The following is a 15,888-nucleotide window of genomic DNA, read 5'->3' as shown; positions in this document are numbered from 1 at the left end:
GCGCGCTGCTATAGGGCAGGGTCATGACCTGTCGCCACCGCAAAAATATGCCGCTGATCTGGCTGATGACCGACGAGCGGATCGGCGAGGCGGCCTTGCTGGCGGCCGCGGCGCGACTGCCCAGGGGGCGGGCGGGAATCATCTTTCGCCATTACAGGACGGCGCCGGGCGCGCGGCGGGCGCTGTTCGATGCGGTGCGGGCGATCGCGCGGCGGCGGCGGCTGACATTGCTGCTGGCGGGGACGGCGCGGCAGGCCGCGGCCTGGGCAGCGGATGGCTGGCACGGGCGCGACGTACGCCGGGCAGGCCGACCGATGCGGCACAGCGCGCCGGTGCATGACGCGCGGGAGATGGCGGCGGCGCGGCGGGGCAGGGCGGACATGGTGCTGCTGTCGCCCTTATTTCCGACACGCTCGCATCCGGGTGGGGCGAGTTTGGGTCGGGTGCGGTTTGCTGCCTTGGCGCAGTGGGCGACGATGCCGGTTGTTGCGCTGGGTGGCGTGACGCGCGAGCATGGCCGGATGTTGCGCGGCATCGGGGCTGCTGGATGGGCGGGGATTGATGGATTGGCTGGGTAAACGGGAGATAGTTGTGGGCTTCGCAACGGATTTGCGCACAATCATCCTTCAGGAACCGCTGCGTCGCCATGCATTGGAACTTGTTGCATCTCTGGCGTTGCCTGATTGCTGGATCGGAGCCGGATTTGTGCGCGATACCATATGGGATCATTTGCACGGGCGTTCCGTTGCGATGCCGACGGGCGACGTGGACATTGTGTGGTTCGATCGCGCGCACAACAATTCGGCCCATGACCGGGCCATAGAGAAAGTGTTGCAGGCGCGGACACCGACCATAGAATGGTCAGTCAAGAATCAGGCGCGTATGCATCTGCGCAATGGCGATGCACCCTATGAAAGTGTGGGCGATGCCATGCGATTCTGGCCGGAAACAGCGACAGCAATTGCCGTGCGTTTGTCGGGAAATGATTTGGAGATCAATGCGCCGCTAGGGCTGAACGACCTGTTTCAACTGCGCTTGCGACCGACGCCATGTTTCGCATCGGTTAAGCGCGGAATTTTCGAGCAGCGGGTGGCAGACAAGGGATGGCTTAGTCGCTATCCGCGCGTGCGGATAGCCGAAACCTCAGCCGATCAGAATTTGAAGACGGTGCCCAGATAGACGGCCTGGCTGTCCTGGCGGTCGTCGGTCATCGGGGTCAGGCGGCCTGCGACGCTGTTGTTGTAGCGCACGCCTGCGGTGACGTTCAGGTTGCGCGTCAGCGAATAGGAGCTGGCGAGATCCAGCGAATAATCCTTGTCGGCCGCCGGATTGCGTGTCGCGGCAACCGCGTCGCGGCGGGTTTCGATCAGCATCTTGGTGCTGAACCGATCCTTCTTGCCGCTATCCAGCGAGAAATTCTTGGCATCGACCATGGTTTCGACCGGCACCGGATCAAGCGCCTTGCGGCCGATCGCTTCGGGCAGGGCGAATTTGCGCCAGCCATGCGCGCCGTTCAGGCTGAAGGCCACGGGCGCGATATTGACCGGGGTCAGGGTGGTGTTGACCGCAACGCGATCATTGTCGCCCGCGCGGACCATCACGGTGATCGCCCGCTGGCCGCTGAGCGAGCCGCTGGTCGGCGTGAAGCGGAAGCCCTGACGGCTGGCCGACGCTGCGATCTTCGCATAGGCGGCGGCAAGGCGCGGGTCTTTGGTCGTGGGCGTGAAAGAAGAGATGCTGCCCAGCGCGCCGAGCGAAACCGGCGATTGCGTGCGCACCAGATCGGTCGCTGCGCCGATGGCAGGAGACAGCATGAAGCCAGCCACGGCAACCGCCGCGCCCGCCAATGCCAAATGTCCCCTATTCACGCGCATGATTCGATTCTTTCCCCGCCACTTATATTGCACAACGCTCTACACGTACAAAGCCGCCACTGGCTAGTGCCACCCCCTTCTTGCACCCCTTTTTGTCAGAGATGTTGCACGGAACACACAGGCGCGCAGAATGATCCGTGCCGGATCGCATGCGCCGTCGCCCGCCGCCCCTTGCTCCTTGGCGCGGGACCACTATAGAAGGCGCGAGCATTTTTCGTCTTTTCAGCTAGGACATGCCTGATGGCCAGCCGCCTTTTTCGTTCCGTTTCCGCAGGTCTGCTGCTGACCGCCCTGTTGCCGCTGGCCGCCTGCGGTGGCGGGGCCAAGGACCGGCCCAAGGCGGATCTGGCCGCGTCCAGGGTCACCACGATCGGCGTCAACGCCTATCTGTGGCGCGCCAGCCTGGACACGCTGTCCTTCATGCCGATGGTGCAGACCGATTCCAACGGCGGCGTCATCGTCACGGACTGGTATGCCAATCCCAACAGCCCCAATGAGCGGATGAAGCTGACCGTGTCGATCCTGGATCAGGATCTGCGCGCCGACGCGCTGCGTGTCGCGGCCAGCCGTCAGGTGAACCAGAATGGCCAGTGGATCGACGCCCCGGTGAAGGCGGCGACGGTGCAGAAGCTGGAAGAGGTCATCCTGACTAAGGCCCGCGACCTGCGCCGCACGGCGATTTCCGGCTGATATTTCTTCGCCCGGGTTTTGCGTGCGCGAAGCCCCGGTTTTTCGACGGTTCGGGGCTGGGCTTGCAAAGGCCCAGCCCCCTCGCATTTGGTAGGACAGGACATGCAAAGGCGCTTCAATCCGCTGGAGGCCGACGCCCGCTGGCAGGCGATCTGGGACGAGAAGCAGAGTTTTCGGGCGGACGATGCTTCGCCCAAGCCGCGATCCTATGTGCTGGAGATGTTCCCCTATCCGTCCGGGCGCATCCATATCGGCCATGTCCGCAACTATTCGATGGGCGACGTGCTGGCCCGGTTCCGCCGGATGACGGGGCATGAGGTACTGCACCCGATGGGCTGGGACGCCTTCGGCATGCCGGCCGAAAATGCCGCGATGGAGAAAAAGGTTCATCCGGGCAAATGGACCTATGAAAATATCGCCAATATGAAGGCGCAGCTCAAGAAACTGGGCTTTGCGCTGGACTGGAGCCGGGAACTGGCCACCTGCCACCCCGATTATTATGGCCATGAACAGGCGCTGTTCCTGGACATGCTGGACGCAGGGCTGGTCTATCGCAAGGAATCGGCGGTCAACTGGGATCCGGTCGACATGACCGTGCTGGCCAATGAGCAGGTGATCGACGGCAAGGGCTGGCGATCGGGCGCGACGGTCGAGAAGCGCAAGCTCAATCAATGGTTCCTGAAAATCACGCAATTTGCCGATGATCTGCTGGAGGGTCTTAAAGGTCTGGACCAGTGGCCTGACAAGGTCCGCACGATGCAGGAAAACTGGATCGGCAAGTCGGTCGGGCTGCAATTCCGCTTTCAGCCGGTCGCGCCGTTCGATAGCGAGATCGAAGTCTATTCGACCCGGCCCGACACGATTTTCGGGGCGAGCTTCGTTGCGATCGCGGCGGACCATCCGGTCGCGCAGCAGCTGGCGGCGGACAATGCGCAGGCGCAGGCCTTTATCGATCTGTGCAAGGCAGGCGGCACCACGGCGGCGGAGCTGGAAACGGCGGAAAAGCTAGGTTTCGACACCGGCCTGACCGTCACCCATCCGTTCGATCCCGAATGGCAACTGCCGGTGTTCATCGCCAATTTCGTGCTGATGGACTATGGCACCGGCGCGGTGATGGGCGTTCCCGCGCATGACCAGCGCGACCTCGACTTCGCGCGCAAATATATGCTGCCGGTCGAGCGCGTGGTCGCAGCCGAGGGGGACGAAGCAGCGCCGATCCACGACGAAGCCTATGTCGGGCCGGGCAGGCTGGTGAACAGCCGCTTCCTCGACGGCATGGCGGTCGAGGAGGCCAAGGCCGCGGTCATCGCGCGGGCCGAATCCGAAGGATGGGGCGCGGGCAAGACGGTGTTTCGCCTGCGCGACTGGGGCGTGTCGCGCCAGCGCTACTGGGGGACGCCGATCCCGGTGATCCATTGCGCCGATTGCGGCGTGGTGCCGGTGCCCAAGGCGCAATTGCCGGTGGTGCTGCCCGACGATGTGACGTTCGACATCCCCGGCAATCCGCTCGATCGCCATCCGACCTGGAAGCATGTGGCGTGCCCATCGTGCGGCAAGCCGGCGGTGCGCGAAACCGACACGCTGGATACGTTCGCCGATTCAAGCTGGTACTTCATCCGCTTCGCCAGCCAGCCCAAGGACAAGCCGTTCGACCGTGCGACGGTGGAGCAGTGGTTGCCGGTCGGCCAATATATTGGCGGGGTCGAACATGCGATCCTGCATTTGCTCTATGCCCGTTTCTGGACGCGTGCGCTGCAACATATGGGGCAATTGGGTTTTGCCGAACCCTTTACTGGCCTGTTCACGCAGGGGATGGTGACGCATGAGACGTATGCAGCCACATATTTTGGCGAGGATGAGCTTGCCCCAGGCGCTTTGATGCGTTGGCTCTCACCTGCTGAGGTGGGGAAAAATCCTGACGGGAAGTGGTACGAAATAGCGACTGGGAAGGATGTTATTCGGGGTCGCGTCGAGAAAATGTCCAAGTCCAAGAAGAATGTCGTCGATCCCGATGACATCATCGCCCAATATGGCGCAGACGCGGTGCGGTGGTTCATGCTGTCGGACAGCCCGCCAGAGCGCGACCTGCCCTGGACCGAAAGCGGGATCGAGGGATCGTGGCGCTTCATCAACCGCTTGTGGCGGTTGTTCGGGCAGATCGAGGCAGGGGCCGAAGGCCAGGACAAGGCGCTCGACCGCAAGCTGCACCAGACGATCGACGGGATCGCGAAGGACATAGAGGCGCTGTCCTTCAACAAGGCGGTCGCCAAGATTTACGAACTGGCCAACGCGGTTGAAAAGGCGGCGCCGTCCGCGTCGCGCAACGCCGCCATTCGTGCGCTGGCGCTGCTGGTCGCGCCGATGACCCCGCATCTGGCGGAAGAAGCCTGGGCGGATATGGGCGAAACCGGCCTGATTGCCGACGCTGCCTGGCCCGCGGTCGATCCGGCGCTGCTGGTGGATGACGAAGTGACCATCGCCTGCCAGGTGATGGGCAAGCTGCGCGACACCATCACCGTGCCCAAGGGGACTGCGAAAGACGAGTTGGAGCGTCTGGCGCTGGCCGCGCCCAATGTCATGCGCATTCTGGACGGGGCGACGCCCAAGAAGGTCATCGTCGTGCCGGATCGTCTGGTGAATCTGGTTATCTAACAATGTCCGTTCGGGCTGAGCCTGTCGAAGCCTTTTCCTTCTTCAGTAGAAGAACGGCCCTTCGACAAGCTCAGGGCGAACGGTTATGGAGGTTGGCATGAAATCTTGGCCCCTGCTCCTGAGCCTTCCGCTCCTCCTCACCGCCTGCGGCCTGCGGCCGGTCTATGGCGGGGGCGCGAACGGGGCGGTGGCGCAGACGCTGGGCCATGTCGATGTTCAGCCGATCGCGGGCAAGAATGGCTGGCTGGTGCGCAATGCGCTCAATGACCGGCTGGCCGCGATGCAGCAGGGCGGGTCCGGGCCGCGCTACAAGCTGGTGGTTAAGCTGGACGACCAGATCAGCGGTTTCGGTCTGCGGTCCGACGCCGCCGTCACCCGCGAACGCCGCACTTTGCGCGCGCGCTATCAACTGGTGGACGAAGCGACCGGCGCGCAATTGCTGGACGACAGCGCCGGATCGGACGCGGGCATCGACGTCACGTCCAGCGAATATGCGACGATCGCGGCGGAGGATACCGCGCTGGAACGCCTGTCGCAGACCGTGGCGGACCAGATCATCGCGCGGCTGGCGCTCTATGCCAGCCGGGACGCCGCCCCTTGAAGGCCAATCGCGGCCAGATTGAAAAGGCGCTCGACGCGCCATCGGCGGCGCTGCGCTTCATCCTGCTCTATGGCCCCGACGAGGCCGCCAGCCAGGTGCTGGTCCGGCGGCTGGAACGGGCGATGGGGCCGGGGGCGGAGCGGGTGGACCTGGACGGGTCGACGCTGCGCGACGATCCGGCCCGGTTGGCGGACGAAGCCGCATCCTTTTCCATGTTCGGCGACAAGCGCTGGATTCGCGTGCATGGCATGGGCGAGGAATCGCTGCCTGCGCTGACCGCCCTGCTGGAGGCGGAGGCGGCGGGCAATCCGGTCATCGCCGTGGCGGGCGCGCTGAAAGCCACGTCCAAGCTGCTCAAGCTGCCGCTCGATCACAAGGGGGCGCTGGCCTTCGTTTCCTACCAGCCCGATGCGCGCGAATCGGAGCAGATCGCGATCGGCATCGCGCGCGAAGGCGGGCTGCGGCTGTCGACCGAACTGGCGCGGCGGATCGTCGACCTGGCCAATGGCGACCGGGCGCTGATGAGCGGCGAGGTGGAAAAGCTGATCCTCTATCTGGATGCCGCGCCCGACCGCCCGCGCGAGGCGACGGCGGAAGCGCTGGACGCATTGTCGGCCGACAATCCCGATACGGAGGTCGCCCCCTTGGTCAATGCCGTGCTGGGCGGTGACCTGAAAGCCATGCACCGCGAACTCACCAGCCTGTCGGAGGTTGGCGCAAGCATGGCGTCGGTCATTCGACCGCTGCTGACCCGCGCCATGTTGCTGGCCAATATCCGCGCCGATTTCGACAGTAGCGGACGGCTGGAAGGCGCGGTCGAGGCGGCGGGCAAAGCGGTATTCTGGAAGGAAAAGGGCGTGGTCACGCGGCAGGTACGGCTGTGGGACGCAACCGGCATCGCCCGTGTCATCCAGAGGCTGGCGCAGGCCGAGCGCGCGACCCGGTCCGGCCGGGGCACGGGCGACCTGCTGGTACGGCACGAATTGTTGACGATCGCGCGGCAGGCGGCACGGGAACGATAGACGCCGACGTGCGCTTTGGCGAATAAGACAGGGTAGAGCGTGGCCATGTGCCAGCGCGCAACAAAGGCAGCGCATCATTTCGTCCACCGCCACCATCCAAGCCATCGGCACAGCCGTCCCCGCCACTGACGTCCACCCGGCCTTTATCGACTGGGCAGGCGCGCGCATAACCGACCCGCGGGAGCGGGCGCTGTTCATGCGAATGGCGCAGCGCAGCGGCATCCATCATCGCTGGTCGGTGCTGGACGGCGGCGGCGGATCGCCGACCGCGCAGGGCGGCTTTTACGGCGACGCCTGGCCGACGACGGCGCAGCGCATGGCCATCTATGCCGATGAAGCGCCGGCCTTGGCCGCGCGGGCTGTGGCGGCGCTGGGGGATCAGGTCGCGATCGACGGCATCACCCATCTGGTGGTCGCCAGCTGCACGGGCTTTACCGCGCCGGGCATCGACCAGCAGTTGATCAGGCTGTTGGGGCTCGATCCTTCGGTCGAGCGGCTGATGGTCGGCTATATGGGTTGCTATGCCGCGATCGTCGCATTGCGATCCGCGCGGCATATCGTGCGGTCCGAACCGGGCGCGCGGGTGCTGGTGGTGTGCGTGGAACTGAGCAGCCTGCATTTGCAGGCGAATGCGGAGGTCGAGCCGTTGCTGGCGATGCTGCAATTTGGCGATGGCGCGGCGGCGGCCTTGGTGAGCGCCGCGCCGGGCGGCATCGCGCTGGACCAGCCCTTTGCCATGACCGTGCCGGATACGGCGGGCCTTATTCGCTGGGATCTGGGCGACCATGGCTTTGCGATGCATCTGTCGGGCGAAGTGCCGGGCGCGATCGCGCAGGCGCTGGCGGGAACGGTGACGCTGCCGGTTCCGGCCGACAGCGTCGACATGTGGGCCGTCCATGCCGGGGGACGATCCATTCTGGACGCGGTGGCGCGCGCGCTGGACCTTGCCCCGGACGCGCTGGACCATAGCCGTGCGGTGCTGCGCGCGTTCGGCAATATGTCGTCGGCGACGCTGATGTTCGTGCTGGCGCGGATATTGGCCGGGCAGGCGACGGGGCAGGGCGTTGCGCTTGCCTTCGGGCCGGGCCTAGCGGCGGAGGGGTTGACCTTTCGCCGCGAAGCGCCATGAAACGGTCGCTTGCCGACGAGCAGATGGACGCAGCCGACCTGCCTGCCAATGTCTATGCGCAGGTGCTGGCCGATCTCGACCGGGTGAACCGGGTGACGATGGCGGCGCGGCCGACGCTGGCCTTTCTGGATCGCGCTGTGACCGGGCCGTTCCGCCTGCTGGACGTCGGCTATGGCGATGGCGGTATGCTGCGGCAGGTCGCGCATTGGGCAAAGCGGCGCGGCATGGCCTGCGAACTGGTGGGCATAGACCTTAATCCGCGCAGTCAGGCCGTGGCGCAGGCGCGGACCGATCCGGCCATGGCGATCGACTATCGCACCGGCGACTATGCCGCGCTGGCGCATGAACCATGGGACATACTGATTTCCAGCCTGGTGACGCACCATATGGACGATGCGGAGCGGCTGGCGTTCCTGCGCTTCATGGAGGATCAGGCGCGCATGGGCTGGTTCGTCAACGACCTGCACCGCCATGGCTTTGCCTATCATGGCTATCCCTGGCTGGCCCGGCTGTTGCGGGTGCATCCGATCGTGCGGGCGGACGGCCAACTTTCCATCGCGCGAAGCTTCGTCGCCGCCGAATGGCGGGCGATGCTGGATGCGGCGCATATCGGCGACGCGCGGATCGCGCGCGTTTTTCCGTTCCGGCTGTGCGTATCCCGGCGCCGATAATCGTCGGCGCGGGGCCGGCAGGCGCGGCGGCGGCCATGCGGCTGGCGCGGGCAGGCGCGGCGCCGTTGCTGATCGACCGGCAGACTGTGCCGGGCGATGCGCTGTGCGGCGGGTTCCTGAGTTGGGCGACAATCGCGCAGATCGAGGCGCTGGGAATAGACACGGCGGCGCTGGGCGGCCACAGGGTCGATAGGCTGGCGCTGTTTGCGGGCGGTCAGGAGATCGTCCTGCCGCTCCCTGCCGCGGGCATGGGCCTGTCGCGCCACCGGCTCGACACGATGTTGCGGGCTGCGGCGCAGGAAGCGGGCGTTGCGTTCCGCCTGGGTCGCGCGGTGCGGACGCTGACGCCCAGCACGATCACGCTGGACGATGGCGACGCGATCGACTGGGACAGCTTATTCCTGGCGACGGGCAAGCATGACCTGCGCGGCGCGGCGCGGCCCCATGGCGGCGCGGACCCGGAACTCGGCCTGCGCCTGCGCCTGCCGTCCAGTCCTGCGCGGCACCGGCTGATCGGCAGCCGGATCGAACTTCATTGGATCGATGGTGGCTATGTCGGGCTGTTGTTGCAGGAGGATGGCAGCGCCAATCTGTGCATGGCGGTACGCAAGAGCGCGCTGGCGGCGGCGGGCGGGCGTCCGATCGCCCTGATTGCGCGGCTGGCCGACCTCTCGCCCGCATTGGCCGACCGGCTGGGCGCAGTGCCGGACGATGCGCAGGTCGATGCGATTGGCGATGTGCCCTATGGCTGGCGCGCGACGACAAGCTGGCCGGGGCTTTACCGGCTGGGCGATCAGGCAGCGGTGATCCCGTCGCTGGCGGGGGAGGGGATCGGCATCGCGCTGGCCAGCGCGGCGGCGGCGGTGGCGCGCTGGCAGGGGGAGGGGCGCGATGGCGCGGTCCGCTATCAGAGGGATTTTTCCCGTCGCGCGATACTGCCGCTGCGCGCGGCGGCCGGGTTTCGCGCGCTGGGACGCTCGCCGGGGCTGCTGCGACTGCTGACGGCGACGCCGGGTGCGGCACGCCTGGCGATGCGGCTCACCCGGATCGCGGATGCTTGATCGGCGCGCTGCCAGCGCCCATATTGCGGCCATGGACAAGATCAATCTGACCGATGCCGAATGGCGCGAGCGCCTTTCCCCCGACCGCTATCATGTGTTGCGTGAGGGCGGGACGGAGCGGGCCTTTACCGGCAAGCTCAACAGCAACAAGGCCGACGGCGTCTATTATTGCGCCGGCTGCGGCGCGGAACTGTTCGACGCGGAAGAAAAATATGACAGCGGGTCGGGCTGGCCCAGCTTTACAGCGCCCGTGGATATCGACGCGGTCGAGGAAATCCGCGACACCAGCCATGGCATGATCCGTACCGAGGTGCGCTGCGCGAAGTGCGAGGGGCATCTGGGCCATGTGTTTCCCGATGGTCCGGGCGTCAACGGTCTGCGCTACTGCATGAACAGCGCTTCGCTGGACTTCAAGCCGCGCGACGGCGACGCGTAGCCGTTCGGCACGAAATGCGCTTTGGCGCGCAATTTCATGGATGGATCGTTCATCGCCCGTAAAGCGGCCATCGTCATGGAGACGATCTTGGCAATTTTCCGGGCGGGACGCATGAAACATGCTGGCCGGGGCCGGGATTAGCAGGTATCCGGGGCGCACAGATGGCAGGATCAGGCAAGAGCAAGGGCACGCCGGGCAAGGCGAAGCGATGGCTGGTTCGCGGCCTGAAGATCAGCGTCGCGGCGGGTGTCGCCGGGCTGCTGGCGGTGGTGATCGCCGTCGTCATCGCGATGCAGTCGCTGCCCGACTATAATAGTCTGAAATCCTCCCCCAATGGCCAGATGATCCGCGTGCATGCCGCCGACGGTAGCGTCATCGTATCGCTGGGGCCAAGTTTCGGGCGCTGGATGGATTATGACCAGATCCCCAAGGTCATGGTCGACGCGATGATCTCTACCGAAGACAGGCGTTTCTACCTTCATCCCGGCGTCGACCCGATCGGCATGGCGCGCGCGGCCTGGGTTGCGGTGGAAAATCGCGGCAAGGGCCGCCGCTGGCAGGGCGCATCGACCATCACCCAGCAGGTGACGCGCAACATCTTCCTGAACAACAGCTATAGCTGGGGCCGCAAGGTGCGGGAAATGGTGCTGGCGATGGCGCTGGAGCGCAAATTTTCCAAGCGCCAGATCCTGGAACTCTATCTGAACAAGGTCTATTTCGGCGGCGGCGCCTATGGCATCGACGCGGCCAGCCGCAAATTTTTCGGTCACTCCGCCACGACGCTCGACCTGCCCGAAGCCGCGATCATCGCGGGGCTGGTCAAGGCGCCGTCCAGCTATTCGCCCACCGCCGACGCCGAAGCCGCGATTGGCCGTGCGGGCGTGGTGCTGGACCTGATGCGCGACAATGGCGTGATCAGCGCGTCGGAACGGGCGGCGGTCGACATGCAGGGGGTGAAGCTGGCCCCCGAACCGCCGCAGAACAGCGTGCGCTACTTTACCGACTGGGCGCTGCCCCAGCTCGACGTGCTGATCGACGAGCCGAACGAGCCGCTGGAAGTCTATACCACCATTGACCTCAACATGCAGAAGGCGGCGACCGCCGCGATCCAGGCCAATGTGCCCGCGGGCACGCAGGGTGCGCTCGTGTCGCTCGACCGGGACGGGGCGGTGCGGGCTATGGTCGGCGGCCTCGATTATGTGACGTCCAATTACAACCGCGCGACCACTGCGACGCGCCAGCCCGGATCGGCGTGGAAAATCTTTGTCTACATGGCCGCGCTGGAGGCGGGCTATACCCCCGACACCGGGATCACGGACGAACCTGTCGACATTAACGGCTGGAAGCCGCGCAACAGTTCGGGGCGTTTTTCCGGCGATATCGATATCCGCACCGCCTTTGCCTATTCCATCAACACGGTCGCGGCGAAGCTGGGCGTTGAAGTCGGCTTTCCGACCGTCGCCGACATGGCGCGCCGTTTTGGCATCACCACGCCGATCAACACCCATCCGTCGATGGTGCTGGGCACGTCGGACGTGCGCCTGATCGATATGACCCGCGCCTTCGCCTCGATCGCGCGCAAGGGGATTGCAGTGACGCCCTATGGCATCACCAAGGTGACGACCGCCGACGGGCGGCTGTTGTACGAGCATCAGGACGATACCAGCCGCGTGCTGGTCGCGCCCTGGGTCGCGGCGGGGATGACGGATCTGATGCAGACCGCCGTCAGCACCGGCACCGGCAAGGCGGCGCAGATCGGACGGCCCGTGGCGGGCAAGACCGGCACGACCACCAGCAACAAGGATGGCTGGTTCCTGGGCTTTTCCAGCGGCGTCACCACCGGCGTATGGATGGGCCGCGACGATGCCCGCGCGGTCGGCGGGTTGCAGGGGGGCGCGCCCCGGCCCGCGCCTTTGCCGACTATATGAAGGTCGCGGTCGCCAAACGTCCGGTCGAACCGTTCGAAACCGAAGTGACCTTGCCCGAATGGCAATTGGAGCCGGACGCCGAAGCCTATTATGGCAGCCCCGACAATGGCGTCGATGACGGCATGATGGTGGATGAGAATGGCTTGCCGATCGAGCGCGCCCGTCCCGCGCAGCCTGATCCGCGCGACGATCAGGACATGGAGGTCGATCCGCAGGACCGGCTGTCGTCGCAGCGGATCGACCAGCAATGGATCGACAATGTGCTGGGCCGCGACCGTCAGCGCCAGCCGCCTCCCCGGCCAGCGCCTGGACCGTAGGGTTTGATCACGTCACCTTGAACGGAGGTTTTTGCTCCGCTCGCTCGATTACTGACCGGGCAGCTTATCCGGCGGGACTGCCGCCGCCAGCTGCGTCTGGCTGATCGCGCTGGCGTCGGGCAGCAGGAAATCCACCTTGCCCCGGCCAAAGTCGATCGCCACCCGGTCGAATATCCGCAGCGCGCTGATCCCCAGCAGCAAGGCAGGCTTGTCCTTCATGCCCAGTTCGGCAAAGGGGCTGGCGTCGGCGAACAGCACGGGCACCTGGATCAGGTTGACCCGGCCCATCCGCACCGATTTGATCCGCCCGACCTGGCCCGTCAATTGCCCGCCGGTAACGCTGGTCAGCACGGCCTCCGCCATGTCCGGCGCGCGCTTCTTGGCGATCAGCCGGTCGCGCAGCGCCAGATTGCCGATGCTGAAATGACTGCCTGTGTCCAGCATGACGGCGACCGTCATACCGTTGACTTCGGAATCGAGCAGGATCAGCTGGCCACGCCGCCGCCGCGCCTCCACCACGATGGCGTCGGGGTCTATGGCGATGCGGCGGCGTGCTCCGCCGCTGGCGCTGATTTCCATCCGCCCGGTGCGGAAATTGAGCAGCAGCCGCTTGGCGTGCAGGCTGTCCAGCCCCAGCAGGCCCGGCGCGCCGAGATTCTCGCCCTCCAGCACCGGCGCCTCGATATCGTCGATCGTCCCGCCGCCAAAGCCCAGCTTGGGCACCGCGACCGTCTCCGCTTCCGTCCGGCCGGTCATGCTCAGGATCGTCACATTGGCGCGGGGCGGCAGCGCCAGTTGCTCGGCCAGATCGCGGGCTATGACGGTGCGCTGCGATCCGGTGTCGATGATGAAGTTCCACGGCCCCTTGCCGTCGATATGAATGGGGATGGTCACCCGTTCGTCAGGCGACGGGCCGGTACGGACGATGGCTGGCGGCACGGCGGGATCGAGCGCCGGCGCGTCCTGCGCGGCCAGCGGCGCTCCGGCGGTCATCAGGCCGACCATCGCCAGGCCGATGGCCAGCGCCCCCAGGCCCATGGCCCCTGACCCTGTGAGCCGGTGCCGTCCCATTGCCGCATCCTTTCCCGATTTTATCGGCCCGTTATAGCATGAAGCCGCGTGGTCGCACCAGCGACACTCTTTGACCCGAAACCGCGCTGAAAAGCCATTTTCTCTGGTCCCTGCCCATAGTCCCGCCTTGACTTGGCCCGGCCCGCTTCGCTAAATGCGCGCATTATCGACCCTGTCCGTCCTGGGCAGGCGTCTGGCGGCGTCCTGCTTGCCTGTATCTCGCCGTTTCCGGCACAATTCTCCTCTCGTCATCGGACCGACTCGCAATGCATCTCAAGGACCTCAAGAAAACCGCGCCAGCCGACCTCGTGCAACTTGCAGAGGAACTGGGCGTCGAGGGCGCGTCGACCTTGCGCAAGCAGGATCTGATGTTCGCGATCCTGAAGGCCGAGGCCGAAAATGGCGAGCAGATCATGGGCGAGGGCACGATCGAGGTGCTGCCCGATGGCTTTGGCTTCCTGCGCAGCCCGGAAGCCAATTTCCTGGCCGGTCCCGACGACATCTATGTCTCGCCCAATCAGGTGCGCCGCTTTGGCCTGCGCACGGGTGACACGGTGGACGGCGAAATCCGCGCGCCCAAGGACGGCGAACGCTATTTCGCGCTGGTGAAGCTCAACACCGTCAATTTCGACGATCCCGATGTGGTCCGCCACCGCGTCAATTTCGACAATCTGACGCCGCTCTATCCCGAACAGAAGCTGACGCTCGATCCGGGCGACCCGACCCAGAAGGACAAGTCGGCACGCGTCATCGACATCGTGTCGCCGCAGGGCAAGGGCCAGCGGACGCTGATCGTCGCGCCGCCGCGCGTCGGCAAGACGGTGATGCTCCAGAACATCGCCAAGGCCATTACCGACAATCATCCCGAAGTGTTCCTGATCGTCCTGCTGATCGACGAGCGCCCGGAAGAAGTGACCGACATGCAGCGCAGCGTGAAGGGCGAGGTCGTGTCCTCCACCTTCGACGAACCCGCCACCCGCCACGTCCAGGTCGCCGAAATGGTGATCGAGAAGGCCAAGCGCCTCGTGGAGCACAAGAAGGATGTGGTGATCCTGCTCGATTCGATCACCCGCCTGGGCCGCGCCTACAACACGGTCGTTCCCTCGTCCGGCAAGGTGCTGACCGGCGGTGTGGACGCCAACGCGCTCCAGCGGCCCAAGCGCTTCTTCGGCGCGGCCCGCAATATCGAGGAGGGCGGTTCGCTCTCGATCATCGCCACCGCCCTGATCGATACCGGCAGCCGGATGGACGAAGTCATCTTTGAAGAATTCAAGGGCACCGGCAATTCCGAAATCGTGCTGGACCGCAAGGTCGCCGACAAGCGCATCTTCCCGGCGCTGGACGTCGGCAAGTCCGGCACCCGCAAGGAAGAATTGCTGGTCGACAAGGCCAAGCTTTCCAAAATGTGGGTGCTGCGCCGCATCCTGATGCAGATGGGCACGATCGACGCGATGGAGTTCCTGCTGGACAAGATGAAGGACAGCAAGACCAACGAAGATTTCTTCGATTCGATGAACCAGTAAGCGGGACTGCGCCGACATGTTCGACCTTCTCACCACCGCAGCCGCCGCCGCTCAGGGGCTGGGTTCGCCCGCTGATATCTGGGCGCATATCGTCAACGATTTCAGCAATATAACATCACCCAGCGCATTGGCCGCCTTTGGCCAGGTGCTGATGATCGACATTTTGCTGGCGGGCGACAATGCGATCGTCGTCGGCGCGCTGGCGGCAGGCCTGCCCGCCGCCCAGCGCAAGAAGGTCATCCTGATCGGCATCATCGCCGCGCTGGTGCTGCGCATCGCCTTTGCGCTGGTGGTCAGCCAGTTGATGCAGATTGTCGGCCTGATCCTGGCTGGCGGCCTGCTGCTGCTGTGGGTCAGCTTCAAAATGTGGCGTGAACTGCATCCCAAGCGGGGCGGCGAAACGCCCGGCGACACCAGCTACGATGATATATCGGGCCTGCGCCCGGCCAAGAGCTTCGCCGCCGCCGCCTGGGCCGTTGCCGTCGCCGATGTCAGCATGAGCCTGGACAATGTGCTGGCGGTCGCTGGCGCGGCCAAGGATCATCCCGGCATCCTGATCATCGGGCTGATCCTGTCGGTGGCGCTGATGGGCATCGCGGCGAACATCATCGCCAAATATATCGAGCGTTTCCGCTGGATCGCCTATCTCGGCCTGGCGGTGATCGTCTATGTCGCGGTCAAGATGATCTACGAAGGCTTTGTCGATCATCAGGTCGGAATTTTGACGCTGTTCGCCTGAGGCGGAACGCAGCGACGCCACAAGAAGGGGGGCGGAACCACACAGGTTCCGCCCCCTTTCTGTTGCGTTTATGGCCCCAATGAGGCTGTCGCATATGGAGCCATCCCCACTATACTCGTCACCCTGAACTTGTTTCAGGGTCCATTTCTCGCCCCAAACGGTGGCTCTTGGGGC

General features: G+C 65.2%; 14 protein-coding genes and 1 pseudogene. 13 read left to right on the top strand and 2 right to left on the bottom strand.

From position 1 onward, the window contains the following. Nucleotides 1–23 precede the first annotated feature (23 nt). Both FE851_RS14810 and FE851_RS14805 read left to right on the top strand, forming a co-directional pair. Nucleotides 24–578: a thiamine phosphate synthase gene (locus tag FE851_RS14810; protein WP_145203574.1), complete on the top strand. Its 555-nt coding sequence runs from the start codon at nt 24–26 to the stop codon at nt 576–578. Continuing rightward, nucleotides 562–1,179 carry a nucleotidyltransferase family protein gene (locus tag FE851_RS14805; protein WP_145203571.1) on the top strand — a complete coding sequence of 206 codons (618 nt, stop codon included), beginning with the start codon at nt 562–564 and terminating at the stop codon, nt 1,177–1,179. The genes FE851_RS14810 and FE851_RS14805 overlap by 17 nt, the downstream gene beginning before the upstream one ends. Here the strand turns inward: FE851_RS14805 and FE851_RS14800 are convergent. Next, nucleotides 1,152–1,874: a hypothetical protein gene (locus FE851_RS14800; RefSeq protein ID WP_026002396.1), complete on the bottom strand. Its 723-nt coding sequence runs from the start codon at nt 1,872–1,874 to the stop codon at nt 1,152–1,154. The genes FE851_RS14805 and FE851_RS14800 overlap by 28 nt on opposite strands. Nucleotides 1,875–2,114: 240 nt before the next feature. Here FE851_RS14800 and FE851_RS14795 point away from each other — a divergent pair, with 240 nt between their 5' ends. The 9 genes and pseudogenes from FE851_RS14795 to FE851_RS14755 all read left to right on the top strand — a co-directional run bounded on the left by FE851_RS14795 (nt 2,115) and on the right by FE851_RS14755 (nt 12,381). Continuing rightward, complete coding sequence (locus FE851_RS14795) at nt 2,115–2,564, top strand: DUF3576 domain-containing protein (protein ID WP_019053130.1); 450 nt, start codon at nt 2,115–2,117, stop codon at nt 2,562–2,564. Between the two features lie 102 nt (nt 2,565–2,666). Continuing rightward, nucleotides 2,667–5,216: a leucine--tRNA ligase gene (gene leuS, locus FE851_RS14790; protein WP_145203568.1), complete on the top strand. Its 2,550-nt coding sequence runs from the start codon at nt 2,667–2,669 to the stop codon at nt 5,214–5,216. 97 nt (nt 5,217–5,313) lie between these two features. Then, complete coding sequence (gene lptE / locus FE851_RS14785) at nt 5,314–5,817, top strand: LPS assembly lipoprotein LptE (RefSeq protein ID WP_145203565.1); 504 nt, start codon at nt 5,314–5,316, stop codon at nt 5,815–5,817. After that, complete coding sequence (gene holA / locus FE851_RS14780) at nt 5,814–6,839, top strand: DNA polymerase III subunit delta (protein ID WP_145203562.1); 1,026 nt, start codon at nt 5,814–5,816, stop codon at nt 6,837–6,839. The genes lptE and holA overlap by 4 nt, the downstream gene beginning before the upstream one ends. 73 nt (nt 6,840–6,912) lie before the next feature. Beyond that, nucleotides 6,913–7,968 carry a type III polyketide synthase gene (locus tag FE851_RS14775; protein WP_086012010.1) on the top strand — a complete coding sequence of 352 codons (1,056 nt, stop codon included), beginning with the start codon at nt 6,913–6,915 and terminating at the stop codon, nt 7,966–7,968. Then, nucleotides 7,965–8,639: a methyltransferase domain-containing protein gene (locus FE851_RS14770; RefSeq protein ID WP_130751673.1), complete on the top strand. Its 675-nt coding sequence runs from the start codon at nt 7,965–7,967 to the stop codon at nt 8,637–8,639. The genes FE851_RS14775 and FE851_RS14770 overlap by 4 nt, the downstream gene beginning before the upstream one ends. Then, entirely contained in the window at nt 8,618–9,700 is a 1,083-nt protein-coding gene (locus FE851_RS14765; protein WP_145203559.1) for an NAD(P)/FAD-dependent oxidoreductase, read from the top strand. Before FE851_RS14770 ends, FE851_RS14765 begins: the two co-directional genes overlap by 22 nt. Beyond that, on the top strand, nt 9,693–10,136 hold the full coding sequence (msrB, locus tag FE851_RS14760; RefSeq protein ID WP_017183193.1) for a peptide-methionine (R)-S-oxide reductase MsrB: 444 nt from the start codon (nt 9,693–9,695) through the stop codon (nt 10,134–10,136). The genes FE851_RS14765 and msrB overlap by 8 nt, the downstream gene beginning before the upstream one ends. 161 nt (nt 10,137–10,297) lie before the next feature. Further along, a pseudogene (locus FE851_RS14755) lies at nt 10,298–12,381 on the top strand (transglycosylase domain-containing protein). 48 nt (nt 12,382–12,429) lie between these two features. Here the strand turns inward: FE851_RS14755 and FE851_RS14750 are convergent. Next, entirely contained in the window at nt 12,430–13,419 is a 990-nt protein-coding gene (locus tag FE851_RS14750) for a retroviral-like aspartic protease family protein (protein ID WP_145203556.1), read from the bottom strand. Between the two features lie 299 nt (nt 13,420–13,718). Between FE851_RS14750 and rho the strand changes: the two genes are divergently transcribed. Together rho and FE851_RS14740 are read left to right on the top strand one after the other, a co-directional pair. Then, nucleotides 13,719–14,975 (top strand): transcription termination factor Rho, encoded by a 1,257-nt coding sequence (gene rho / locus FE851_RS14745; protein ID WP_017183196.1) that lies wholly within the window; start codon nt 13,719–13,721, stop codon nt 14,973–14,975. A gap of 16 nt (nt 14,976–14,991) precedes the next feature. Continuing rightward, entirely contained in the window at nt 14,992–15,714 is a 723-nt protein-coding gene (locus FE851_RS14740) for a YjbE family putative metal transport protein (protein WP_145203552.1), read from the top strand. Nucleotides 15,715–15,888: the final 174 nt, after the last annotated feature.

This window comes from Sphingobium sp. B2, from assembly GCF_007693735.1.
In the GTDB taxonomy this organism is placed as follows: domain Bacteria; phylum Pseudomonadota; class Alphaproteobacteria; order Sphingomonadales; family Sphingomonadaceae; genus Sphingobium; species Sphingobium xenophagum.
Note: the sequence above shows the minus strand (reverse complement) of the source record. Positions and strands in the feature narration are given on the sequence as shown.